Source organism: Paraburkholderia hospita, from assembly GCF_002902965.1.
GTDB lineage: Bacteria > Pseudomonadota > Gammaproteobacteria > Burkholderiales > Burkholderiaceae > Paraburkholderia > Paraburkholderia hospita.
Genome location: NZ_CP026105.1, coordinates 964,406 through 989,112, shown reverse-complemented (window position 1 = coordinate 989,112; position 24,707 = coordinate 964,406). Strand labels below are relative to the sequence as shown.

Below are 24,707 nucleotides of genomic sequence, written 5' to 3'. Positions count from 1 at the left end.
TCCGCGATACGGTGTTTGCAGTTCAAGCGTCGCCCCTGTGCGGGGCAACGCTTGAAGGACGAAGGCATAACGCGGATGCCAGCGCAAAGGCCCGAAACACCGACTGGTAACGCCGCCCTCACGGACGCCGTCCCCGCTCATCGAATCCAGGCACGCGCGTTGCAGAGCCAGATTGCGTCGCTATCCGACCCGCATTAACGTTTCCCCGTAGAATGGTCCGGTCGATGGACGACGCCACGACGACCATCCGTGCCGCTTAAGTGGAGGAACAAGCGTGTCGGCTCATAAGAGGAACGGCGCCACCGCATCGCAGCATCAGCATGAACAACGCAGCACCCGCATCTCGCGTCACGCGCCAGGCCCAATGTTGATGCGCGCGTTCGCGCTCATCGTGTCGGCGATGCTGCTGGCAGCATGCGCGACACGCCCGCCCGCCACCGCGTTCGACCGCCCCGTCACGCACGCGCTACCCGCCACCGACACCACGCCACTCGCCACCGCGCTCGCCGCGCCCGAGCGCGCGCATCCGGGTCAGTCGGGCTTTCGCGTGCTGTCCGACGGCACGGAAGCGCTGCAGATGCGCATCGCGCTCGCGCGCGCGGCGACGAAGACGCTCGACATGCAGTACTACATCGCCGAGGAGGACACGACAGGCAAGCTGCTGCTAGCGGCCGCTCTCTACGCGGCGGATCACGGCGTGCGCGTGCGCATGCTGGTCGACGACCTGAACTTCAAGGACATCGACCGCGTGATGGCCGCGCTGAACTCGCACGACAAGATCGAGATCCGCGTATTCAACCCGTTCGGCAGCTCGGAAACGAGCTTCTATCAGCGCGGCCAGAACTTCTTCACGAAGATCGGCGCGTTCACGCGGCGCATGCACAACAAGGCAATGATCGCGGACAACCAGATCGCGATCGTCGGCGGCCGCAATCTCGGCGACGAATACTTCAGCGCAAGCCCGACGCTGCAGTTCCGCGATATTGATGTGCTCGCGGCAGGCCCGATCACTTCCGACATTTCCGGAAGCTTCGACGCGTACTGGAACGACAGCAACGCGTACCCTTTACGTGCACTCAACAAGCAGAAGTTCGATCCGCACGAACTCGACGACATGCGCGACGAACTGCGCGCGCACTGGCGCAAGAACGCCGATCCATACAACGCGAAGCCGCTGAACGCGACGCCGCTCGCCGCGCAGATCGCGAAAGATGGACTGGGACTCGTATGGGCGAGCGCCGAATTCAAGGTCGATTCGCCCGAAAAAATGAAGCTGCCCGCCGATCAGTACCAGAGCCCACCGATGCAGCGGCTCATCGAACTGATGCACGACGCACAGCAGGAATTCCTCATCACGTCGCCGTATTTCGTGCCGCACCAGGCGGGCGTCGATGCGCTCGGCCAGCTCGTGCAGCGCGGCGTGGCCGTCAAGGTGCTGACCAATTCGCTCGCCGCGACGGACGCCGTCGCCGTGCAGGCGGGCTACAGCCCGTACCGCGTGCCGCTGCTCGAGCGCGGCGTGCAACTCTACGAGTTCAAGCCCACACCCGGCGACGCGGCGCCGAGAGCTGGCCTGTTCGGCTCGCAATCGAAAGCGAGCTTGCACGCGAAAACCTATGTGATCGACCGCAAGACGCTCGTGATCGGTTCGATGAATCTCGATCCGCGCTCGGCGCATCTGAACACGGAGCTTGCGCTCGTGATCCACAGCCCGCCGCTCGCCGACCAGGTAGCCAGACTGTTCGACCAGGCTACAGCCCCCGCCGTCAGCTACCACGTGACGCTCGCAACGCCGTCCGAGCTGGCCGTGCTGCGCTACTCGGCGACGCCGCAGGCGAAGCTCGTCTGGACCGACGAGGAAAACGGCCAGCTTCGCCACTACAACCTCGATCCCGGCGCGGGCTTTTACCGTAACGCGCTGACGGGTCTATTCTTGTTGCTGCCAGTCGACGAGCAGTTATAACGGCGCAGTCTCACGTGCAGACAGATTGCAAACTGAGTGCAGAGTGCGCCACTTTCCCGGAAGCCTTCCGATCACCTAGTCAAGCGGAGTAGAACATGACCGAAGATGTACGCATGGAACGCGATACGTTCGGCGAAATCGCCGTGCCGAACGCGAAATTGTGGGGAGCGCAAACGCAGCGTTCGCTGCAGAACTTCAAGATCTCGACGGAAAAGCAGTCGCCCGAACTGGTCACCGCACTCGCGATCATCAAGCGCGCCGCCGCCGAAGTGAACCTGAGCCTCGGCGTGCTCGACGCGACCAAGGCGAAGGCGATCATGGCCGCCGCCGACGAGATCATCGAAGGCAAGCATCCTGACGAATTTCCGCTCGCGGTCTGGCAGACGGGCTCCGGCACGCAGACCAACATGAACCTCAACGAGGTGATCGCCAACCGTGCGAGCGAGCTGATGGGCGGCGAGCGCGGCGAAGCGCGCCTCGTGCATCCGAACGACGATGTGAATCGCGGGCAATCGTCGAACGACGTGTTCCCGACGGCCATGCACGTGGCGGCTGCCGTTGGCATCGTCAAGCATCTGCAGCCGGCGCTGAAGGCGCTGCGCGAGACGCTCGATAAAAAGTCGAAGGCATTCGCCGATATCGTGAAGATCGGCCGCACGCACTTGCAGGACGCGACGCCGCTCACGCTCGGCCAGGAATTCTCCGGGTATGTCGCGCAGCTCGATCACGGCGCGAAGCATGTCGAATCGGCGCTGGCGCATCTGTATGAACTGGCGCAAGGCGGCACAGCCGTCGGCACGGGGCTCAACGCGCATCCGAAGTTCGCCGACGACGTGGCGGCCGCGATCGGCCGTCTGACGGGCCTGCCCTTCGTGTCGGCGCCGAACAAGTTCGAGGTGATGGCAGCCGCCGACGCGCTGGTGTTCGCGCACGGCGCGTTGAAGACGCTCGCGGCGAGCATGATGAAGATCGCCAACGACGTCCGCTGGCTGGCGAGCGGTCCGCGCTGCGGCCTCGGCGAGCTGTCGATTCCCGAAAACGAGCCGGGCAGCTCGATCATGCCGGGCAAGGTGAACCCGACGCAATCCGAAGCGGTGACGATGCTGTGCTGTCAGGTATTCGGCAACGACGTGGCCGTCAACATCGGTGGCGCGAGCGGCAACTTCGAATTGAACGTGTTCCGGCCGATGATCGCGCACAACGTGCTGCAGTCGGTGCGCCTGCTTGCCGACGGCATGCACAGCTTCAACGACAACTGCGCAGTCGGCATCGAGCCGAACCGCGAGCGCGTCGATCAACTGCTCAATGAATCCTTGATGCTCGTGACGGCGCTCAATCCGCACATCGGCTATGACAAGGCCGCGAAGATCGCCAAGAAGGCGCACAAGGAAGGCACGACGCTGAAGGCCTCGGCGCTGGCGCTCGGCTATGTGACGGAACAGCAGTTCGACGAATGGGTGCGTCCGCACGACATGGTCGGCAACGCGAAGCCCTAAAACCCTTCCCTCCCGCGAGGCTCTCTTTGCAAACGTGCAGAGAGCCTCGGCGCGCAGGCTTCCTTTACACCTTGCCCTGCGCCACTTCCTCGGGCTTCAGGTCGACGATCGCATCGAGTGCGGCCTTCACGTCCATCGCGTACTTCGCGAGCGCCTTGTGTTCTTCTGTTTGCGGCTCGAACGACGGCACGGGCACGGGGCTGCCGTTCTCGTTGACGGCGACCATCACGACGAGGCAGTCGGTGGTTTGCAGCAGTTCGCCGCCTTTCGGATCGCCGGCATAGACGGACACATGGATGTGCATGCTGGTGCGCCCCGTCGCGACGACGCGCGCGCGCAGTTCGACCAGATTGCCGACGTGAATCGGCCGGCGAAAGCGGATATTGCCGACGCTGACCGTCACGCAATAGCGGCTCGACCAGACGGCCGCGCACGCGTACGCGGTTTCGTCGATCCATTTCATCAGCGCGCCGCCGTGCACCTTGCCGCCAAAGTTGACCGAAGTCGGTTCGGCGAGGAAGCGGAACGTGGTTTCTGAACGATCCAGCGGCGCAGCGGTTGGCGTGCTCATCTTGACTCCGGTCAAACAAATCGAAAGGAGCCGATTATACGAGCGCAATAAGGCGGCCGCTGTGCTATCGGGCTTTGGACGTCATTCGATGCACGCGAGATGCCGTGAAGCGACGCCCGAGCGGACTTCGATTCAGCGCAGCGCGGACGCAAAGCGCTCGCGATAATCCAGCGGCAACACGCCAAAGCTGCGTATGAACGCGCGCCGCAAGTTCTGCTCGCTGCCGAAGCCGCAATCGAGCGCGATCCGCTTCAACGGGCGGCGCGATTCGGCCAGCGCCCGCGACGCCGCTTCCAGCCGCATCGCCGACACGGTCTTCGCGGGTGTGCGGCCCACTTCGTCGACGTAGCGGCGCGCGAACGTGCGCGGACTCATGCTCGCTTCTTCGGCAAGCCGCTCGACGGACAGGTCGCCGTTCAGGTTCGACGCCATCCAGCCGTGCAGGCCGTCGAACGCGCCGCCCGCCGATGCCTGCGCCGCGAGCGCCGCGCTGAATTGCGACTGACCGCCGGGGCGCTTGACGAACACGACGAGGCGCCGCGCGACCTGCATCGCGACGGGATGCCCGTAATCCTCCTGGATCAGCGCCAGCGCGAGATCGATACCCGCCGTCACGCCCGCCGACGTCCAAACGGCGCGTGAATCGTCCTCCATACCGACGCCGTTCATGGGCTCGCGGATAAAGATCGGCTCGGCATCCACATGCACGCGCGGGAAACGCTCGGCAAGGCGGTGCGCGTCGCGCCAGTGCGTCGTCGCGCGGCGTCCGTCGAGCACGCCCGCCGCCGCCAGATAAAACGCGCCCGTGCACACCGAACAGACGCGCCGCACGTGCGGCGCGCGCCGCGCGATCCAGTCGATCAGCGCGGGCTGCAGCGTGCGCGGATCGTCGACGGGGATGCCGGGGACGATCAGCGTGTCGATCGGCTCGTCGTCGAGTGCATCGAGACGCTGCGTGACGACGGGCAGGCCGGGAAACGTGTCGAGCACGCCGCCGTCGATCGACGCTACCGTCGTTCGATACGCAACGGGTGAAACACGTTCGCCAGATGCCCGCGACACGCGGCGCGCGTCTCGCACGGTAAGCTCGGCACGATGAAACGCTTCGAGCGGGCCGCATGCGTCGAGCAGCACGAGTTCAGGCGCGACGGCGAAGACGATGTGGCGAACCTGCGGCGCGGGCGCGTCGAGGGTTTCGTGGGAAGCGTGCGACATCAATTGATCCTTAAACGGCATGGCTGTTTCACATGCCCGACGCCGCAACCACGCGTCTGCGCGACCACGCAAACGTGATCGTCGCCAGCGCGGCGAGCGCGAGGAACGGAAAAATCGCCACGTTGATCGCGGCCCAGCCGAGATGTGCGAGCATCTGCCCCGCGCACAGCGAGCCGAGCGCGGAGAACGCGAAGGTGGTGAATTCGCTCGTCGCCTGCGTCTTCGCGCGCTCGGACGGCCGGTACGATTGCGCGAGCAGCGTCGTGCCACCGACGAACATCAGGTTCCAGCCGACCCCAAGACACGCGAGCGCCGCATAGAAATGCGGCAGGTCAGTCGAGCGCAGCGCGAGCACGCCGCACAGCGCCGACAGCACGATGCCCGCGCCGATCACACGCAGCACGCCGAAGCGCGCGATCAGACGCGCCGAGAAAAACGACGGCGCAAACATGCCGACCAGATGCCACTGGATGATCTGCGCGCCATCGCCGATCGAGTGCCCGCACGCGACGGCGGCAATCGGCGTCGCCGTCATCACGAACATCATCACGGCGTAGCCGAGCGCATTGTTCGCGAGCGCGGCCACGAAGATCGGCTGCCGGACGATCGCGCGCCAGGGCCGCGCGGGTTCGCGGTGCGCCGCGGCATCCATGTGCGGCGCGGCATCGCGGTAAAGGCTCGCCAGCAGCGCCATCGACAGCAGGCCGAGTCCTGTGACGAGCGCGTACGAGCCGGCAAACGCGACGGGCGCGAGCCAGTCCTTGCTCCACGCGGCCAGCGCCGGTCCGAGCACGGCTGCAACGACGCCGCCCGTGAGCACCGTCGAGATTGCGCGGCTCTTGGCATCGGCGGGCACGGCGTCGGCGGCGGCCAGCCGGTAATACTGCGCGAACGCCTGAAACACGCCGACGGTCGCCGTGCCCGCGCAAAACGCCCAGAAGCTCTGCTGAAAAATCGCGTACACGGAGATCGCTCCGCCCGCCGCGCCGATGGCCGCGCCGAGCAGAAAGCCCGCGCGACGGCCGATGCGCGCCATCAGGAACGACGCGAAAACCGTCGTCAGCGCGGCGGCGACGGTGATCAGCGAAAACGGCAGCGTGGCGAGCGACTTGTCGGCGGCGAGCGTGTAGCCGACGAGACCCGTGAGCGTCAGATCGATCGATACCGACGATGTGTAGAGCGCCTGACAGACGGCGAGCACGCGCGCAGCGCGCCGGCCGTGCGGATCGGCGTGGCCCGGCACGTCGCTGCGGACGGCGGAAGCGGTGGAAGGAGACGGCGGCATCGGTGGCCTCGAGGCTGGGTGACGATGTCGGCATCGTCACATCGATCGCACTGGCAGAAAGGCCAATGATGCATCAATTTCTGCCAGATGCGCACACGCGATTCGCGCAGATACGCCGGGTGCCGCATACGTATCACTTGCGGAAGGTGACGCCTTCGTCGATCGTGCCGTACATCGTGATGCTGCCCGACCCGGCCGACGACGAGCCCGAGCCGCCCTGCGCACACGCGCTGCAAAGGACGACGGCGATGACCACGGCAAACAGGATTTTCATGACTGCGTTATTCGCTAAACGGGAGAAAGCCCTTTTTGATTCTAGCCTGTCTGGTATGACGACCGCAGATTGCCTCGCCCCACGACGCACGCGAGAATGCATCCGACGCTTCACGACAACCTGAAACATCGAATGCACGATGCGCCTAGAGTGGAGCCATGACAAGCGAACCCGGAAACAGGAGACCCTGATGGCCGCCGCACTTTCCTCCGAACCGAACCACTTTCCCGGCCTGAGCCGCATCGGCGCGCTGCTCGCCGATCCTGGCCGCGCCGCGATGCTGTGGGCGCTGATGGACGGCACCGCGCGTCCCGCGGGCGAGCTGACGCTGATCGCGGGCCTGTCGCCTTCGGCGGCGAGCGCCCATCTCGCGCGGTTGACGGACGGCGGGCTGCTCGCGCTCGAAGTGCGCGGCCGGCATCGCTATTTCCGGATCGCGTCGGCGGAAATCGCGTCGACCATCGAGGCGCTCGCCAACGTCGCGCAAGCCACGGCCCCGCAACGCACCGTGCCGCGCCCGGCGCGCACCGTGCCCGTCGACATGCGCTACGCGCGCACCTGCTACGACCACATGGCGGGCGAAGTGGCCGTGCGGGTCTACGAGCGGCTCATCGACGGCGGCCTGCTGACGGTCCACGGCGACGCGCTCGAAGCAACGTCTGACGGCAAAGCGCTGCTCGCGCAATGGGGCATCGACGTGTCGCAGCAACGTGGGCGACGCCGGCGCTTCGCCTGCACCTGCCCGGACTGGAGCGAGCGGCGCCCGCATCTCGGCGGCGCGCTTGGCGCGGCGCTACTCGATTCGTGGTCGTCGCAGGGCTGGGTCGAGCGCACCGACCGGCCGCGAATCCTGCGCGTGACGCCCGTCGGCCATCGTCAGTTCGACGCCTTTCTCGCGCACTGACGAACGATTCGTCTGACTAAAGCGATCCACGCGACAACTTTTGTTACAGCGCCGTCTGGATGGCTTACAAATGAGAGCGCCTTGAAACAGGGGCCGAAGGTACAGTGATTTCACACGGCGCAGCCTGACGCTGCGCCCGATGGAGCGACAACCATGAAATCACTCGCCACACCCGGCACGACATCCAGACACGCTAACCCTGCCCTTCGACGCGATGCGCGTCGAGCTTCGCTCGTGGCGCTCGCCGTCGCGGGCGCGCTGACTTCGCTTGCGTTGCAGAGCGCCGCAGCGCAGGACGCGCCGCCGCCCGCCAACTACGCGCAAAGCGCGCCGGACAGCGATCCGCCGGGACGCATCGCGCGCCTGAACTACATGGCGGGCACGGTCACGACCGAACCGGCGGGCGCATCCGACTGGTCGTATGCGCAGGTCAACCGCCCGCTCACGACGGGCGACCAGTTGTGGAACGACAAGAATGCGCGCTCGGAACTGCACATCGGATCGACAGCCGTGCGCATGGGCGCGCAAACCAGTCTCGACATCCTCAACCTCGACGACAACAGCGCGCAGCTGAAAGTCGCGCAAGGCACGCTGTCGACCCGCGTGCGCGCGATCACGCCCGGCTCGTCGTATGAGATCGACACACCGAACCTCGCGTTGGGCGTGAACGGCCCCGGCGACTACCGTGTCGACGTCGCCCCCGATGGCAGCAGCACCACCGTCACGGTGCGCAGCGGCAGCGCGACCGTGTACGGCGACAACGGCCAGGTGCCCGTCGGTGCCGGGCAGCAGGTCACGTTCACGGGTACGAGCCTGCAGCAGGCGGCCGCGAGCGGCGCGCCCGGGGCCGATCCGTTCGATCAATGGGCAGCGAGCCGCGATGCCGCCGAGGAGCGCTCGGTGTCGGCGCGCTATGTATCGCGCGAGATGCCCGGCTATCAGGATCTCGATGCGAACGGCACGTGGCGGAGCACGCCGCAGTACGGGCACGTGTGGACACCGAATCAGGAGCCCGCCGGCTGGGCGCCGTATCGCGACGGCCACTGGGCCTGGCAGGCGCCATGGGGCTGGACATGGGTCGACGACGCGCCGTGGGGCTTCGCGCCGTATCACTACGGCCGTTGGGCCTATGTCGACGATTCGTGGGCGTGGGTGCCGGGACAGGCCGCCGTCAGCGAACCGCCCGTGTATGCGCCGGCCCTCGTCGCCTTTGTCGGAGATGGCGATGGCGGCGGCAGTGACTGGGGCGTGAACCTCGCTGTCGGAGGTGTGGCGGCGGCTGGTCTCGCGTGGTTCGCGCTCGGACCCGGCGAGCCGTGGCATCCGCACTGGGGCCGCGATCATGACTGGAGCCCGCGCTATTACGAGCGCGTGAACAACACGGTCATCGTCAACAACCGCGTGGATATCCATAACAACACCCACAACACGTACATCAACTATCGCGCGCCGGGCGCCGTGACGGCGATGCCCGCGACAGCGTTCGTCCACGGACAGCCGACCAACCGCTTCGCGCATCGCGCCGATCCCGCGCAATGGCGCAACGCGCGTTTCAATGCGGGCGCGCCGGGCATTGCGCCCGTCAGGCAGAGTTTCGGGCCGGGCACGCGCAACGCCGCTTATCGGCCGCCTGCGAATGTGATGGCGCGGCCTGTCGTTGGTACGCGCAATCCGGGTGTCCCGGCTGCGTTTCATGACCGGCTCGCGCAGAATTTTGCACAAGGCGGTCACGGACGCGTGCCGGGCGCGGGCGAGCCGATCGTTCATACATCGGTGCCGGCGCGCTTCGGCGCGCAGACGGTCGGCGGGAATGGGCCGGTCGCGAATGTTCGTGTCGTGCGCTCGCATGCGCCGGGGCAGATGCCCGGCGCGATGCCGGGTGCGCCGATGGCAGGTGGTCCGGGCGCTCAGCGGCCCGGCGGCGGCGCTCCGCAGGGCAATGGGCAGAAGCAAGGGATGCCGGGGCACGGGTTCGTACCCGGACAGATCGCGGGCGCGCCGAATGGCCAGCGGCCGGGTGGCGGCGAGGCGCAGGGCAATGGCCAACCGCACGCCATGCCTACGCAGCCGGGGAACGGCGTACCGCGTCCGCCGCAATTTGCGAGTGGCCGCCCGATGAACGGCATGCCGCAACAGCCGGGTCAGCCCGGAAATGCGCAACGGCCCGATATGGGCGCGGGTCAGCAGCGTGAACCCGCGTGGACACAGCACCATGCACCGATGGCACAGCAACACGGCAATCCGCAGCAGTCAGGCGCGGCACAGACGCCTGGACAGCGTCCGCCTATGTCACAGCCGGGTCAGGTCGCGCAGCAGCAGCGTGAGTCAGCGCAGAGATCGGGGAATGGTTTCGGCGGCGGCGTCGTACAAGGACAGCCGCCGCATGGCCAGGATCAGCGCGGGCAACCCGCACCGATGCAGCAGGCTCAGGCGCAACCGCGTCCGGAGATGCATCCGCAGCCGCAGGTCCAGCAACCGCAGGTCCAACAGCAGCCGCGAGCCGACATGCATCCGCAACCGCAGCAGCAGGCGCGTCAGGAATTCCATCCGCAGGCCCAACCTCAGCCGCGTCCGGAGGTTCGTCCGCAACCGCAGCAGCCGCAGCAGCAGGCGCGTCAGGAAATCCGGCCGCAGCCGCAACCTCAACCGCGTCCGGAGTTTCATCCGCAGCCGCAGCAACCACAGCAGCAGGCTCGCCAGGAATTCCATCCGCAGCCGCAACCTCAGCCGCGTCCGGAGTCTCATCCGCAGCCACAGCCGCAACCTCGTCCGGCGCCGCAGCAGGTGCAACAGCCGCATCCGCAACCCCAGCCCCAGCCTCAGCCTCAGCCGCATCAGGACCAGCGCACGACGGGTGGCGGACACGACGAGCATCATCGCGGGTAAGAACCGGCATCACGCCACAAACAGAAACGCCCGCCGCGAATCGCGGCGGGCGTTTCTCGTTCAAGTCGAAGAAAAACCGTCTACGGATCAGATCGCCATCGGCGCCGTCAGCGGTTCATGGTGGCGGTAGCCGACCAGCGAGAAATCGGACGGCTCGATCTTCTCCAGCCATTCAGGCTCATAGACGCCCGTCTTTGCATACTCGGGCACGCGCTCCGAAATCGCGAGCTGCGGGCTTTCGTACGGATCGCGCATCAGTTGCTGCTGCAACATGTCGAGCTGATTCTCGTAGATATGCGCATCGCCGATGAAGTACGTGAACCAGCGCGGTGTATAACCCGTCAGCCGGCCGACGAGGTGCAGCAGCGTCGCCCCTTCCGTCAGGTTGAACGGCGTGCCGAGCCCGACGTCGTTACTGCGGATATAGAGGCACAGCGAAATTTCGCGCTTCGCGACGTTCGGCAGGAACTGATACAGCAGATGGCAAGCCGGCAGCGCGATTTCCTCGAGCACGGCCGGATTCCACGCATGAAACAAAATTCGACGGTCGGACGGGTTTTTCATGATCGTGTCGAGACACTGGCGAATCTGGTCGATCGCCTTGTACAGCAGCACCTTCTGCACGCCGTCTTCCTCGAACTCGGTAACGGGCGCATAACCGCGCGACGCCGCGTCTTCCAGCTGCGCGCTCGCCGCCGCGTCGAGCACCTTGTAGGCGGGCCACTTGCGCCACTGCACGCCGTACACGCCGCCGAGGTCGTCCAGCCCTTGCCGGTAAGGATTGGCGAGCCACTGAGCGTTTTCGTTCGCGTTCCCGTCCCAGACCTTGCAGCCGAGCGCGCGGAAATCGGCGGCACTGCGCGACGCGCGCAGAAAGCCGATCAGCTCGCCGAGCGCCGACTTGAACGCCAGTTTCTTCGTCGTCACGGCGGGGAAACCCTGCTGCAGATCGAAGCGCAACATCGCCCCCGGCATGCTGATCGTGCGGATTCCGGTGCGGTTTTCCTGCCAGCTGCCGGTATCGAGGATCGTGCGGACGAGGTCGAGGTATTGTTTCATGCGGGTTCCTTCGGCAGGACGCGGGCGCGCCGACCGTTTCTGGGAAAAACCCGATTCTAGCAAGCCGGGCGAACCCACGTGAACGCGCTGATAGCGCCGGGCAGAACGGTCGCAAATGCAACCATCGCAAATCTGAACGCTTCATGCACGGCAGAACGCGGCATTCAGAAACCGACGCTTCGCAAACAAAAAAGCCCGGTCAATTGACCGGGCTTTTTGCCCCTACACCAGCCCGTTATCCGCGAGGCCGGCGCTTAAAGATGCGGCATCGTCGACGGCATCTCCGCGTGCGGCGCGAGCGGCTCGCTTTCCATATGCCGCATGCCGTGCGAGCACAACAACCGGTACAGCGTGACGCGCGAAATACCCAGCTCCTGCGCGGCATCGCCCAGACGGCCCCGATGACGCAGCAACGCCAGTTCGATCGCCTGCCGCTCGGCGGCCTCGCGCGCCTGCGCAAGGGACACGGGTACGATTTCGACGTACTCGGCCAGTTCGAGATCGCGCGCCGTGATCGCCCGCCCTTCCGACATCACGATCGCGCGCCGCACGCGGTTGATCAGCTCGCGCACGTTGCCCGGCCAGCTGTAGTTGTGGAGCGCAGCAATTGCATCGGGCGCGAAGCCGCGCAGCCGGCGGCTCGCATCTTTCCTGAAACGTTCGAGCATATGCCGCGCGAGCAGCTCGATGTCCTTGCCGCGCGCGCGCAGCGGCGGCTCGTCGATCTGCAGCACGCACAGCCGGTGATACAGGTCCGAGCGGAACCGCCCTTCGATCATCGCCGTGTTCATGTCGACGTGCGTCGCAGAAATGATCCGCACGTCCACTTCGATCGAACCATGTCCGCCGAGGCGCTCGACCTTGCGCTCCTGCAGGAAGCGCAGCAGGCTCGCCTGGCTTTCGAGCGGCAGGTCGCCGATTTCATCGAGGAACAGCGTGCCGCCGTTCGCCGCTTCGACGCGCCCGATCTTGCGCTGGTTCGCACCCGTGAACGCGCCGCGCTCGTAGCCGAACAGCTCCGATTGCAGGAGATGCGGCGGAATCGCGCCGCAGTTGATGGGGATGAACGGTGCGTTGCGGCGCGACGAACGCTCGTGAATGGCAACGGCCGTGAGCTCCTTGCCGGTGCCCGATTCGCCGGAAATGAAGACGGGCGCGTCGGTCATCGCGACCTTGCGAATCGAGCGGAACAGCGCGAGCATCGCATCGCACGAACCGACCATTTCGCCTTCCGTGCCGCCTTGCGACGCGTCATTGGACGCTGGCTCGCCAAGCGAAACCATGCCATATGCGTGACCCACCGAATCGACGATCCGGTCGCCCGAATAAGGCACGGTAACGTAATCGAAACAATAGTCGCGCACGAGCCGGCGCAATGCGGCGTCCTGCAACTGGCCTGCCATGGTGGTTGCGACCCAGCCGACATTCGGCATGGTCAAACACGATTCAAACGCCGCGATTTCATGCTGCTGGAAACAGCTCGACAGATCGAGCAGACCACCCGCCGCCATCCCCGAGCGTACGGCGCGGCGGGCATCGCGTGCCGAACCGACAACCTCGACATGCCACCCGCGCTCATGAAAACGCGTGTTCAACTCCGCGCTGGGATCTCTTGATACGTAAATCAGTTGCCGCGTGGCGGATTCCATTATTCAGATCCTCTCGTCAACGAACGTTAAGGATGACGGCATGTGCTGATCTGGATTTAGCTTAGAGGCACGCCTATTCGCACGGGATTCGCAAACAGCGAAAACCGAACGGCCATTCCATTCCGTACGGACAGCTGATCCCCGAAAAACGGCGCGTGTATTGAAACGGCCCAGTAGTGGGCTTTTTTAAAAACGTGTGCTGTGGTTGAGAGCTTACTATACGCGCGAGCCGTCGAAAACAAATATGCGAATTAAATCGTTCAGCCTTGCCCGGTAAGGGTTTGCGGTTCATCAGCATGCTCATTGGGGACCGATTAAAACGGTGGAAGCGCATTCACCATACTTTTTTATCAACGTACTACGCATAGCTCGCGCTTAACGCATGGATTTGAAATCCGCGTGTTTTCTGGTCCAGGTTTCAGACCTGAAACGTTTACGTCCGATTTTACTCGACGGACACCCGCACCATTTCGCCACGTCCAATTGCATCAATGGATTGCGACAGATGGCACACGTTTCGCTAAATGTCCCGTACCAAGGAGAGACATCATGCGACTCGTTTTCCGCATCGACTCGAACCACATTTCACTGCTGCCTGCCGGCGTCGCCGTGTGCGTTGCACTTGCGCTGTCGTCAATGTCAGCCGGTGCAGCCAATGTATACGCGCAGGAATCCTTCACGGATGCGACAAACGTGACGATGGCGACCTCCGCGCAACAGGCAACGGAAGTCGCCGCGGATGAAACATCGAACGCGACCGCGGACACAACGACCGGCGTAGATATTGCTACCGGAGTCGACTCGACTGGCCCGCAGTTCACGAACGTACCGGCCGACAGCGCGGCGATGAGCGACTTCGCGCTTGACGACCAGGTGCTGGCGCGCCAGCGCGGCGGCGCGGCGGGCATGGTGATGGTCGCGGCGACGCCGCAGCTGATGCGCGGCGCGGCCGTGACGCTGTGGGACGAAATCGCGCCACCGTCGCCGCTGCCTATTCCCATCGATGCCGCGCGCACCGCGCAAGGTAACGTAGCGAACTACCAGCGGAAGTAGCACAGCAACACGACGTCGCACGCAAAAGAGACCAGTGCAGACTGTTTCGCACTCCAAATGGATAGTCGGGGACATACAAAATGATCGCTTCATGGGGGATGCTGTGCCGCCGCGCAATGGGTGCAGGTAGCACGACTGGCGCGCCACGGCTCGCGACACGGCTGGCCGTCATCGCCGGTCTGTGCGCCGCCGGCTTCGCAGGCGCGGCCTTCGCACAGGCCGCGAACCCGGGCGACATCATCGTTCAGCGCGAAATCACCCCGCGCATCGCCTATGCGCCCGTGCCGAAAGATCAGGACCCGATCAGCGCGCGCGTCTCGACCTTCCCCGCCACCACCTTCAACCCGACGATGGCGCAAGTCGCGTCGGATGCCGACCTGACCAACGCGCACGGGTCGACGGGCCTCGACAGAAACGTCGCGGGCGGCGCCGGGCTGCAGGCCGTCACGCGCATCCTCACGGGCAACACCACGAACAACAACGTCGCGCTCAACTCGGGCGGCATCGGCCAGCCGGCGCCGGGCGTCGGCGGCAACATTTCGGCGTCGGTGACGGGCGCGCTTGCGCCGCTGTCGACCGCGCTCGGCGGCGCGCTTGGAGGCCTCGGCAAATGAACACACTACTTCGCCCGATTCCGCTGCTCGCAACGCTCGCCCTGGTCGCCGCGCAACCGTCGTACGCGCAGCAGGTGGGACGCGTGAGCGGCGACGCGAGCATCGCCACGGGCGCCGCCGTCAGCGCGACGGGCGCGATCACGGTAAACCAGGCCGCGGGCCTGAACAACGCGCAGACCAACCAGCTGACGATCACCAACGGCGACGCCGTCGCGAACGACAACGCGAGCATGCAGAGCGCCACCGCGCGGGCGCGGGTGCCGAGCGCGCGCGCGTCGATCGAAGGCAACGCGTTTTCGAATTCGTCCGGAGCGGTGATGGTGAACCAGTCTGCGGGCGCAGGGAATCTCCAGCGCAACAGTGTGCTGCTCGGCACTGCGGCGCCTGGGGTCGAGACCGTCTCGGATGGGGTGCTATCCGCGACGGCCGCGAATAACGGCGGTCAGAGTCGAGCGGTCGCACCACAAGGCGTCCGCGAGGCCAGCATTTCCAGCGATGCCTTCAAGAACGTCAATGGAATCGTGCAGATCAACCAGACTGCCGGAGCCGGTAACGCCACGGCGAACAGTTTTGTGCTCCGTCCCCCGGCGGGCACTCTTTTCTAACTGACCACAACTAGTATCGGAGCGAAACCATGAAGCGCACACTCATTGCAGCAGCCGTCCTCGCAGCCGCTTCCACCAGCGCCTTCGCGAGTCCGCTGAAGAACCCGTTCATCTTCAATGCGACGCTGGTCGGAGAAGCCGTCGGGATCGAAGGATTCGTCACGCTGTTCGGCTGCGTCAGCGTCTCCAGCACGGCGGGCGCCGTCGTCAACAACACGCAGCGTGCCTACGCGCACGCCTCGCTCAGCCCGAACGCGCAGTCGTACACCTCCGGCTCCATCACGACGCGGATCGACAACAGCTACAAGTCGATCAACGGCGGCGGCAACGCATGGGCTTCGCTGTCGACCTCGCACTCGTCCGAGTCGTATCGCGCGCAGGGCCATCAGTCTTCGTCGGGCTACGCGTATGGCAACCAGAGCAGCTCGGTCAAGGGCGGCGGCTTCGAGTTCAGCGCGCAGGCAGCGGCCATCGGCGGCAGCTTCAGCCATGAAAGCCAGAACGCCGGCGGCCACATCTCGGCGGGCGGACACGCAAGCACCAGCTATGAAACCGCTTCGCACTACAACCCGTGGACAGGCAGCGCCTCGGGCCATACGAGCATTTCTGGCGGCCTGTCCGCTGGCTACAAGGAATCGAGCTACAGCAACAGCGAGCAGGTCGGCGGCGCGTTCGGCGCAGTCGAAGCCTCGGGCCAGGGCAAGGTGTGGGGTTACAAGGCCAACCAGGGCTCCGGCTATAGGGCCTACGGCGAGCAGTCGAGCGGCTACGAAGTCGAGAAATCGAAGACGCACGACAGCGTCGCTGCGCAGTGGGGATTCAGCTCGTCGGTCTCGAAGACGGACGTCGACGTGTATGGCTCGGTCACGCAGCACATCAACACGCAGAAGGCGGGCAACCTGACGGCGACGACGGGCAGCAACGCCGCGCAGAACGTGAGCGGCAACATCGGCGTCAACATCGCGGAAGGCATCAACAACGCGCAGAGCAACGACGCAGCGCTCGCTTCCGTCGATGCCGGCAACGTGTTCGGCAACGCCCAGGTCTTCAACAACCAGAGCTCGGGAGGCAAGGCCAGCATCAACAACTTCAACGTGAACGCCTCGGTCGGCGACGGCTCGCTGCAGTACGCGTCGGGCAACGTCGGCGTGAACGTCGCGTCGGGCATCAGCAACGTGCAGAACAACAGCATGGCTGCCTCGACGTCGACGGTGTCGCGCAGCCACGGCAGCGCGGCGATGGTGGCGACGGATGAATCGTCGCAAACGGCGGGTGTGGACTTCCGTGGCTCGTTCGAAGGCACGGCGACGCTCGGCGCAGGCGCGCTCAGCCACGCGACGGGCAACATCGGCGTGAACATCGCGGGCGGCGCGGGCAACGTGCAGCACAACGGGCTCGCGATCGCTTCGATGAACACCAGCCGCTAAGAAAGGCAGCTGAAACAGGCAGCCATACGGGATGCGCCGGCGGCCAATGCAGCTGCCGGCGCGACTTGGCAGGAGACCAGCATGTCCGGGTTTGACCGGTTCCCGGCGTTACGACTCGCCGCAACTGCCGTTGCGCTCGTTACTTGCACGTTGTGTGCGCGAGTGAACGCACAGGCGAGCGTCGACACGTCTACCCTCGCAGGTATTCCGCTTACCAAAACGGTGCACTCGATGAGGGACCTGCGTTACCGCCACATCGTCAGCCAGCAGTTCGATTACAGCTGCGGTGCGGCGGCGCTCGCAACCCTCCTCAAGTACGGCTACGGCATCGACATCCCCGAAACGGACCTGATCCGCCGGATGATGGTTTTCTCGACGCCGGAGGTAGTGGTCAAGAACGGCTTTTCGATGCTCGACATGAAGAAGTTCGTCGAGACGATCGGGCTGCGGGGCCGCGGATTCCGCGTAAACACGGACGCGCTGTATCACCTCCAGGTGCCCGTCATGGTTCTGATGAACCTCGACGGCTATGAGCATTTCGTGATCGTCAAGCACGCGCAGGACGGTCGCATCTTCATCGCGGATCCCGCTCTCGGCAACCGGATATTGCTCGAGGAAGACTTCGCGAAGACATGGAATGGCCTCGTATTCGCAGTCGTCGGGAAACCTTTCAGGGAGGATTCCCCGCTGTTGCAGGACAACGAATCGCTGGCCTTGCGGCTGCGCGAGCGCGCGCTCGCCAACGGCACGGCCGCGACTCCCTTTGTCGAATACGGCTTGATCAAGGCAGACCTGTTCTGACTCACCCATGAAGCACTACCTCAACCAGCCCGGCCGCACCTGTTTCGCGACATTGATCGCGACGGCTTGCGGCCTCGCAACCAGCGCTTTCGCCGCAGACGTTTCGACGTCCCGCGACGTGGCGCCGGCGGCGATCCAGTGGCAAAGCGTCGGGGATGATGTGCTCGCCCAGCAGACCGGAAAAGGCGCGGGCGGACAAATGATCTCCGGTTTCGTATTGAACGTACTTTCGCAATGGCAGTTGCCGAACGGCGCGAACGCGCTCGCGCAAGGCAGCCTCTCCGTTGCACGCGATGCGGCGAACGCGCTGACGGCCAACGTCAACACGCTCGCGCGCGTCACCGACGGCCGCGGCAATCCGGGCGCAGACCCGAATGCCCAGACGATCGGCGGACAACGCATCGCGGTCAACGGCGTATCGCAGGTCACGCAGGTGGCGGGCGATCGCAACGCCGGCTTCAACACGGCGACGATCGACTTCAACAACAATCCGCAACTGCTGGCAGGCGGCACGAATGCGCAGAGCGCCGCGGCATCGAACCCGGCGGGCAACGTCAAGGCGGGCATCTCGTTCGGCAACGGCGGCGTGACGGTCGCGCTGCAGACGCCTGCCGGCATCGCATCGCAAACCATTGCACCCAGCAACGCGCAACAGGCCGGCGCGATTGCCCAACTACTGCAGATTGCAGGCAATAACCAGCAAGTCGCCAACCAGTTGCAGCTCTCGTTGCAGACGACGCCCATGTCGTCCTCGATGCTGCGCCAGGCCGGCGTACTACAAGCCCTGCAAAACGCGGTAAATGCAAGGAGATAGGGCGGGCCGCCACCCGCCGAACAGGCGTCATCAGGAGGAGAAGTCGTACAGAAAGCGGCGGCACAAAGCATAAGAACCAGCCAAGTGCTGCCAGATTCACCGGGGGAAGAATAATGATGATTGATACAACAGACAGGAAGCCGCGAGTCCGACTCGCGGCTATTCCTGCTGCTGCGATGCTGTTCGCGCTGTCGCAGGGGGTTTCCGCACAAGCCATCAACAACCAGTCGCTCGAAGAGCGGCTCAACACGCTGATGCGCGTCGTCGACGAGCAGCAGCGGCAGATTCACTCGCTCGAACGGCAGGTCACGAATCTGGAAATGTCGCAGCGCGGCCGCGGTGCGCCTGGCTATGGCGCGCCCGCCGGCAGCGAGGCCGTTGCCGAGCAGCCGGGCGCGGACGGCCTGCCGATGCCGTTGCCGCCGCTCGCCCAGGTGACGCCGGGCGCGCCCGCGCCGGGCAACGCGACGGGCACCGCGACGGGTGTGCCCGTCAATCCGCCCGCGCCGGAAGGCTCGACGTCGGCGGGCTCGCCCGGCACCAGCAATCCCAACGCGCAGGCGAGCGGCCCCGGCATGCCGGAAGGCGCCGTCGGCCAGACGCAGAAAGCCGCCGAGCCGGTGCGCACGCAGGCCGAGGAAGCCGTCGTGCAGCGCGAGCACGCGCCGCTCTTCGATCACAAGCTGACGCTGGACTGGGGCATCAGCGATACCTACTACGACCGCCGGCAGCTGCAGCTGTCGGGCTTCCTCGCGCTCGACGCGATCTTCCTCGGCAACATCAACCTGGGCCAGACCAAGTCGCACCAGGTGATGGCTGATCTCGACGTGCGCTACGGCCTCACGGACCGCATCAGCGTCGACGTCGACGTGCCGTATGTCTACCGGCACAGCCAGTTCATCGTCGGCGGCGCGGGCGGCGCGGCGAATACGCTGTCCGACGCGTCCGTCAACTCGCACGCGATGGGCGACATGAACTTCGGGTTCTACTATCAGATCCTGAAGGAGACCAACAGCATCCCCGACGTGGTCGGCAGCCTGCGCGTGAAAGCGCCGACGGGCACCTCGCCGTTCGGCATCAAGGTCGTGCAACTCGAGCCGGACAACACGAACCTCGTCGCACCGTCGAAACTGCCAACGGGCACGGGCTTCTGGAACGTGACGGCGGGCCTGTCAGTGCTGAAGACCTATGACCCCGTCGTGCTGTTCGGCAGCCTGTCTTACACGTATAACATCGCGCGCTCATTCTCGGATATTTCATCGATCGCCGGGCAGACGCAGCCCGCGACCGTGAAGCTCGGCGATATCTTCCAGCTCGGCGCGGGCGTCGCGCTTGCGTTCTCCGACAAGGACTCCGCCAGCATCTCGTACACGCTCGCGCTGCAGCCCGCGTCGAAAACGAAGGCGCCCGGCGGCGATTACGTGAATGTGCCGGGCAGCGAGACGACGGCAGCCGTGATGAATTTTGGCCTGAACCACGTAGTGAACAAGCATCTGACGATCAACGGTTCGGTATCGATCGGCATGACGCCCGACGCGCCGAACTATGTGATCGGCATGCGCTTCCCCTATACCTTTTGACGTGACACCGATACGAGGCAGATCGTGCGCGAAACTTCTCATCTGAGCTCCGTTCCCCCGCTCGCCGGATCCGGGTTGCGTCTTGCCGTGTCACGCGGGAGCGACACGCCCGCGGCGCATCCCGTGGCCGTCGACGCGCCGCGCGGCGCCGCGCCCGATCCCGGCGCGCGGATCCTGCTGTACGCCGCCCGCACGCCCGACGACGCGCTCGTCGAGCATCTGAAGAGCCGCGGCTGGAGCGTGCTGGTTGCGCGCTCGGCGCATGAGATCGGCCGGCTCGTGAAGCCCGCGACGATGTGCGCGGGAATCGTCGACATGGCGAGCTTTGCCGTACGCGATCTGCCCGGCCTGGAGGCGAGCTTGCGCGCGCAGCAGGTCGGCTGGATCGCGCTGGCGAATCCCGAACGGCTCGCGGACCCGGCCGTGCGGCGGCTGATCCGCCATTACTGTTTCGACTACGTGAAGATTCCCGTGGCGAACGCGACGATCGACTATCTGGTCGGTCACGCGTACGGCATGGTCAATCTGTGCGACGCCGATTTTCCACCCGACACGACGGGCGCGAGCGATGACGAGATGGTCGGCACCTGCGAAGCGATGCAGCAGCTGTTCCGCACGATCCGCAAGGTCGCGAACACCGACGCGAGCGTGTTCATCTCGGGCGAATCGGGCACGGGCAAGGAACTGACGGCGCTCGCGATCCACGAGCGCTCGCCGCGCCGCAAGGCGCCGTTCGTGCCGATCAATTGCGGCGCGATTCCGCATCATCTGCTGCAGTCGGAGTTGTTTGGTTACGAGCGCGGCGCGTTCACGGGCGCGAACCAACGCAAGATCGGACGCGTCGAATCGGCCAACGGCGGCACGCTGTTTCTCGATGAAATCGGCGATCTGCCAATGGAGAGCCAGGCGAGCCTGTTGCGCTTCCTGCAGGAAGGCAAGATCGAGCGGCTGGGCGGCCATGAATCGATTACCGTCGATGTGCGCATCATCTCGGCGACGCACGTCGATCTGGAAGGCGCGATGGGTGACGGGCGCTTCCGTCAGGATCTGTTTCACCGGCTGTGTGTGCTGCGCGTCGACGAGCCGCCGCTGCGCACACGGGGCAAGGACATCGAACTGCTTGCGCATCACATACTCGGCAAGTTCAAGACGGACAATGCGCGCAAGATTCGCGGCTTCACGCCCTCGGCGATCGAGGCGATGTACAACTACCACTGGCCGGGCAACGTACGCGAGCTGATCAACCGGGTGCGCCGCGCGATCGTGATGGCGGAGAACAAGCTGATTTCCGCCGCGGATCTCGACCTCGCGCACTTCAGCGAGCAACAGACGATGAGTCTTGCGCAGGCGCGCGAGGCCGCCGAGAAGCGTGCGATCGAAGTCGCGCTGCTGCGGCACCGGCACCGGCTCAACGAGGCGGCCACGGATCTTGGGATTTCGCGTGTGACGTTGTATCGGCTGATGGGTACGCATGGGTTGCGGGATGCGTCGACCGACGAAAAGGCGGGTTTCAAGGGCGATGAGAAGGGAGATGGCAAGGGCGCGTATGGGGGCGATCACGAATCGCGCGAGTGACGGTTTTTGTTTGTTTGCCGGTGTGGCTTCGCGGTTCGCGTCGACAGACGCCGGTGTGCTTGAGTGACGCGCATTCTGGCGGACGGCGCGCGGTCGGGTAGAATCGGCTTCCGCTTTCTATCCGCTTCACTCTTCGCATGACGACGCTGACCCTGATCGTCGCTCGCGCCCGCAATGGCGTGATCGGCCGTGATAACCAGTTGCCCTGGCGACTGCCCGAAGATCTCGCGTTCTTCAAACGCACGACGATGGGCGCGCCTATTGTCATGGGGCGCAAGACGCATGAATCGATTGGGCGGGTGCTGCCTGGGCGGCGCAATATTGTTGTGACGCGGGATGCTCAGAGACGTTTCGACGGGTGCGATACCGTTACTAATCTCGATGATGCGTTGGCGCTCGCTGAGCGCGATGGGGCGGCGGAGGCGTTTTTGATCGGCGGCGCGCAGTTGTATGAGGAAGGGGCGCGACGCGCGGATAAGATGATCGTTACTGAGATTCATGCCGACTTTGACGGTGATGCCAGGTTTCCGGCGCCTGATCCGGCAGTGTGGGATGAGGTTTCTCGCGAGACGCATCGGGCTAAAGAGCCGAATGATTTTGAGTATGCGTTTGTGACTTATCGGCGCGGAGCGCGGTAGGTTTTTTTTGTCTGCGACGCTGTTTGGTTTTGTGCGCGTTCGCGGGTTAGTGGTTGGCTTTTCTTGTCTCTGCGCTGGCAGCCGCGGTGGCGCCTTCGCGGCGCGGGCGTTTTGGTTTTTTTGCTTCTGCGCTGGCATCCGCGCTTTGCCTTCGTGCTCCAAGCGTTGCCCCTGTGCGGGGCGGCACCTACTTTTCTTTGCCGCCGCAAAGAAAAGTAGGCAAAAGAAAGCGGCTAACACCGCCAGTTCTAGTGCTTGCCTGAGGGCCCCCAACCGGTCCCACGCTTCGCACGGCAACCACGTGACCCATGTTTGTTGCCAACGCTTTGAATTGACGCCTCACCCGCCGCGCACGCCCGCGTCGCAGCACGCCGTGCCTGATATTCCACTGCCGCCCAGGTGGCAAACTGTGTGTAGGCCGTAGCGCCACACACGCCTCACTCCGGACCGATAGCGCACGCGTTCCACCATGTACGAGCGCCAGGCTATACGACACGACAACCTACACACAGTTTGCCACCTGGGCGGCGCAAACCATTCGCTGCCGCTAGTTCTTGTTCGGGTGTTTGAAGTGGGTGAGGCGATCATTCGAAGCGTTGGCAACGAACGCGAACAGAAATGCTGCCGTGTGAAGCGCAAGACCCTTTGGGGGCCCTCAGGCAAGAAGAAATGTTGGCGGTGTTAGCCGCTTTCTTTTGCCTACTTTTCTTTGCGGCGGCAAAGAAAAGTAGGTGCCGCCCCGCACAGGGGCGACGCTTGAAGCACGAAGGCAAAACGCGGATGCCAGCGCAGAAGCAAAAAAATCACAAAACCCAGCGACAAGCCAACCAAAAACCCACCCGGCCGCAGGCCAAAAAAACCATCACTGCCCTGCAACAGTCATCCGCTCAATCAAAACAGAGCCAGTCTGCTTAGTCCCGCGGACAATCGTGTCCGCTCCAATAGCGACGACATGCCGGAACATCTCCTGCAGCGTACTGGCGACAGTGATCTCTTCAACGGGATACTGAATCTTCCCATTCTCGACCCAGAACCCTGACGCGCCGCGCGAATAGTCACCCGTCACGTAGTTGACGCCCTGCCCCATCAGCTCGGTGAGCAGCAACCCCGTCCCAAGCTTGCGCAACATCTCCTCGAAGTCATCAGACGCCTGCGTCAACGAACTCCGCAGTGACAGATTATGCGAACCACCCGCGTTACCAGTCGTCGGCATACCGAGCTTGCGCGCCGAATACGTCGACAGAAAATACCCTTCGACGACGCCATCTTTCACGACAGAACGCTGCTTCGTCCGCACGCCCTCTTCGTCGAACGGCGCACTGCCCATGGCGCGCGGCACGTGCGGATCTTCTACGACCTGCACATGCGGCGCAAATACCGGCTTGCCAAGGCTATCAACCAGGAACGTCGTCTTGCGATACAGCGCGCCGCCGCTCGTCGCCTGCACGAACGCGCCGAGCAGTCCCGCCGCGAGCGGCGCCTCGAACAGCACCGGCACCTTGCGCGTATCGAGTCCACGCGCACCCATGCGCGCCAGCGCGCGCTCCGCGGCATAGCGGCCGACGGCTTCGGGATCGGCGAGCTCGCCTGCGCTGCGCTTCGACGTGTACCAGTCGTCGCGCTGCATGTTGCGCGCACTGCCCGCGATCGGCGCGCACGCCACGTAATGACGCGAATACGGATAGCCCGAGAGAAAACCGCGCGACGTGCCGAGCACGAACTGCGAATGCTGCGCCGACACACTCGCGCCTTCCGAGTTCTTGATCTGCGGGCTCACGGCGAAGGCCGCGTCTTCCGCACGGCGCGCGAGTTCGACCGCTTCGTCCGCGTCCAGATTCCACGGGTGATACAGGTCGAGGTCGCGCGGATCCTTTTCGAGCAGCTCTTCTTCCGCGAGGCCCGCACAGTCGTCCTCGGCCGTGAAGCGCGCGATGTTGTACGCGGCCATCACGGTGTCCTTCAGCGCTTCGGACGAAAAGTCAGAGGTACTCGCATTGCCGCGCTTGTTGCCGATGAACACCGTCACGCCGACCATCTTGTCGCGGTTGTGCTCGATCGTTTCGACTTCGCCGCGACGCACTGAGACGGACAGGCCGTCGCCTTCCGAAATCTCGGTTGCCGCGTCGCTTGCGCCGAGCGACTTTGCGTGACGAAGAATGTCGGAGGCGATTTCCTTCAGTTCATCCTGCGTATGCGGGAAAAATCGTTGCCGGGCTTCCGTGTCTGCTGCCATTGTCGTTTGCCGTCCTGAGTTGCGGTGCCGTCCGGGCCGAAGCCCGCGAGAGTTCGTCGTTGCCA

The 24,707-nt window shown here is 64.7% G+C and carries 20 protein-coding genes; 13 read left to right on the top strand and 7 right to left on the bottom strand.

The genetic code is table 11. The features are described 5' to 3' along the window. The first annotated feature begins 274 nt into the window (after positions 1-274). The gene (locus tag C2L64_RS04410) at positions 275-1,963 is read left to right on the top strand and encodes a phospholipase D family protein (protein ID WP_090835788.1); all 1,689 of its coding nucleotides are present in this window, start codon (positions 275-277) and stop codon (positions 1,961-1,963) included. A 95-nt stretch (positions 1,964-2,058) separates the two neighbouring features. Beyond that, positions 2,059-3,459, top strand: coding sequence for a class II fumarate hydratase (gene fumC / locus C2L64_RS04405; protein WP_007588222.1), 1,401 nt, complete (start codon positions 2,059-2,061; stop codon positions 3,457-3,459). Between the two features lie 64 nt (positions 3,460-3,523). On the opposite strand, the gene C2L64_RS04400 is transcribed toward fumC, so the two are convergent. From C2L64_RS04400 to C2L64_RS54035, 4 genes are all read right to left on the bottom strand, one after another. Next, complete coding sequence (locus tag C2L64_RS04400; RefSeq protein WP_042306829.1) at positions 3,524-4,030, bottom strand: acyl-CoA thioesterase; 507 nt, start codon at positions 4,028-4,030, stop codon at positions 3,524-3,526. Positions 4,031-4,162: 132 nt separating this feature from the next. Further along, the gene (locus tag C2L64_RS04395; RefSeq protein WP_090835789.1) at positions 4,163-5,245 is read right to left on the bottom strand and encodes a GlxA family transcriptional regulator; all 1,083 of its coding nucleotides are present in this window, start codon (positions 5,243-5,245) and stop codon (positions 4,163-4,165) included. 28 nt (positions 5,246-5,273) lie between these two features. Then, positions 5,274-6,530, bottom strand: coding sequence for an MFS transporter (locus tag C2L64_RS04390; protein WP_090835790.1), 1,257 nt, complete (start codon positions 6,528-6,530; stop codon positions 5,274-5,276). A 133-nt stretch (positions 6,531-6,663) separates the two neighbouring features. Beyond that, positions 6,664-6,804, bottom strand: coding sequence for a hypothetical protein (locus C2L64_RS54035; protein WP_007588226.1), 141 nt, complete (start codon positions 6,802-6,804; stop codon positions 6,664-6,666). A 190-nt stretch (positions 6,805-6,994) separates the two neighbouring features. Here C2L64_RS54035 and C2L64_RS04385 point away from each other — a divergent pair, with 190 nt between their 5' ends. Together C2L64_RS04385 and C2L64_RS04380 are read left to right on the top strand one after the other, a co-directional pair. Beyond that, positions 6,995-7,708 carry an ArsR/SmtB family transcription factor gene (locus tag C2L64_RS04385; RefSeq protein WP_090835791.1) on the top strand — a complete coding sequence of 238 codons (714 nt, stop codon included), beginning with the start codon at positions 6,995-6,997 and terminating at the stop codon, positions 7,706-7,708. A gap of 153 nt (positions 7,709-7,861) precedes the next feature. Continuing rightward, on the top strand, positions 7,862-10,594 hold the full coding sequence (locus tag C2L64_RS04380; protein WP_103153669.1) for a DUF6600 domain-containing protein: 2,733 nt from the start codon (positions 7,862-7,864) through the stop codon (positions 10,592-10,594). An 87-nt stretch (positions 10,595-10,681) separates the two neighbouring features. Here C2L64_RS04380 and C2L64_RS04375 read toward each other — a convergent pair whose 3' ends face one another. Together C2L64_RS04375 and C2L64_RS04370 are read right to left on the bottom strand one after the other, a co-directional pair. Then, entirely contained in the window at positions 10,682-11,653 is a 972-nt protein-coding gene (locus C2L64_RS04375) for a thymidylate synthase (protein WP_007585823.1), read from the bottom strand. A gap of 254 nt (positions 11,654-11,907) precedes the next feature. Continuing rightward, positions 11,908-13,302: a sigma-54 dependent transcriptional regulator gene (locus C2L64_RS04370; protein ID WP_007585822.1), complete on the bottom strand. Its 1,395-nt coding sequence runs from the start codon at positions 13,300-13,302 to the stop codon at positions 11,908-11,910. A 549-nt stretch (positions 13,303-13,851) separates the two neighbouring features. Here C2L64_RS04370 and C2L64_RS04365 point away from each other — a divergent pair. From C2L64_RS04365 to C2L64_RS04325, 9 genes are all read left to right on the top strand, one after another. Then, positions 13,852-14,355 (top strand): hypothetical protein, encoded by a 504-nt coding sequence (locus C2L64_RS04365; protein ID WP_079484664.1) that lies wholly within the window; start codon positions 13,852-13,854, stop codon positions 14,353-14,355. Positions 14,356-14,435: 80 nt separating this feature from the next. Continuing rightward, a complete protein-coding gene (locus tag C2L64_RS04360) occupies positions 14,436-14,969 on the top strand; it encodes a hypothetical protein (RefSeq protein WP_090835793.1) in 534 nt (177 codons plus the stop codon). Continuing rightward, positions 14,966-15,574: a hypothetical protein gene (locus tag C2L64_RS04355; RefSeq protein WP_090835794.1), complete on the top strand. Its 609-nt coding sequence runs from the start codon at positions 14,966-14,968 to the stop codon at positions 15,572-15,574. Before C2L64_RS04360 ends, C2L64_RS04355 begins: the two co-directional genes overlap by 4 nt. Before the next feature lie 29 nt (positions 15,575-15,603). Continuing rightward, complete coding sequence (locus tag C2L64_RS04350) at positions 15,604-17,001, top strand: hypothetical protein (RefSeq protein WP_090835795.1); 1,398 nt, start codon at positions 15,604-15,606, stop codon at positions 16,999-17,001. Between the two features lie 81 nt (positions 17,002-17,082). After that, entirely contained in the window at positions 17,083-17,802 is a 720-nt protein-coding gene (locus C2L64_RS04345) for a C39 family peptidase (protein ID WP_079484655.1), read from the top strand. Positions 17,803-17,809: 7 nt separating this feature from the next. After that, entirely contained in the window at positions 17,810-18,616 is an 807-nt protein-coding gene (locus tag C2L64_RS04340; RefSeq protein ID WP_079484652.1) for a peptidase C39, read from the top strand. A 113-nt stretch (positions 18,617-18,729) separates the two neighbouring features. After that, entirely contained in the window at positions 18,730-20,196 is a 1,467-nt protein-coding gene (locus C2L64_RS04335; RefSeq protein WP_079500028.1) for a hypothetical protein, read from the top strand. 24 nt (positions 20,197-20,220) lie between these two features. Then, the gene (locus tag C2L64_RS04330; RefSeq protein WP_079484646.1) at positions 20,221-21,771 is read left to right on the top strand and encodes a sigma-54 dependent transcriptional regulator; all 1,551 of its coding nucleotides are present in this window, start codon (positions 20,221-20,223) and stop codon (positions 21,769-21,771) included. 137 nt (positions 21,772-21,908) lie between these two features. After that, on the top strand, positions 21,909-22,409 hold the full coding sequence (locus tag C2L64_RS04325) for a dihydrofolate reductase (RefSeq protein WP_007745442.1): 501 nt from the start codon (positions 21,909-21,911) through the stop codon (positions 22,407-22,409). Between the two features lie 862 nt (positions 22,410-23,271). On the opposite strand, the gene pmbA is transcribed toward C2L64_RS04325, so the two are convergent. Further along, complete coding sequence (pmbA, locus tag C2L64_RS04320) at positions 23,272-24,642, bottom strand: metalloprotease PmbA (protein WP_007580226.1); 1,371 nt, start codon at positions 24,640-24,642, stop codon at positions 23,272-23,274. Positions 24,643-24,707: the final 65 nt, after the last annotated feature.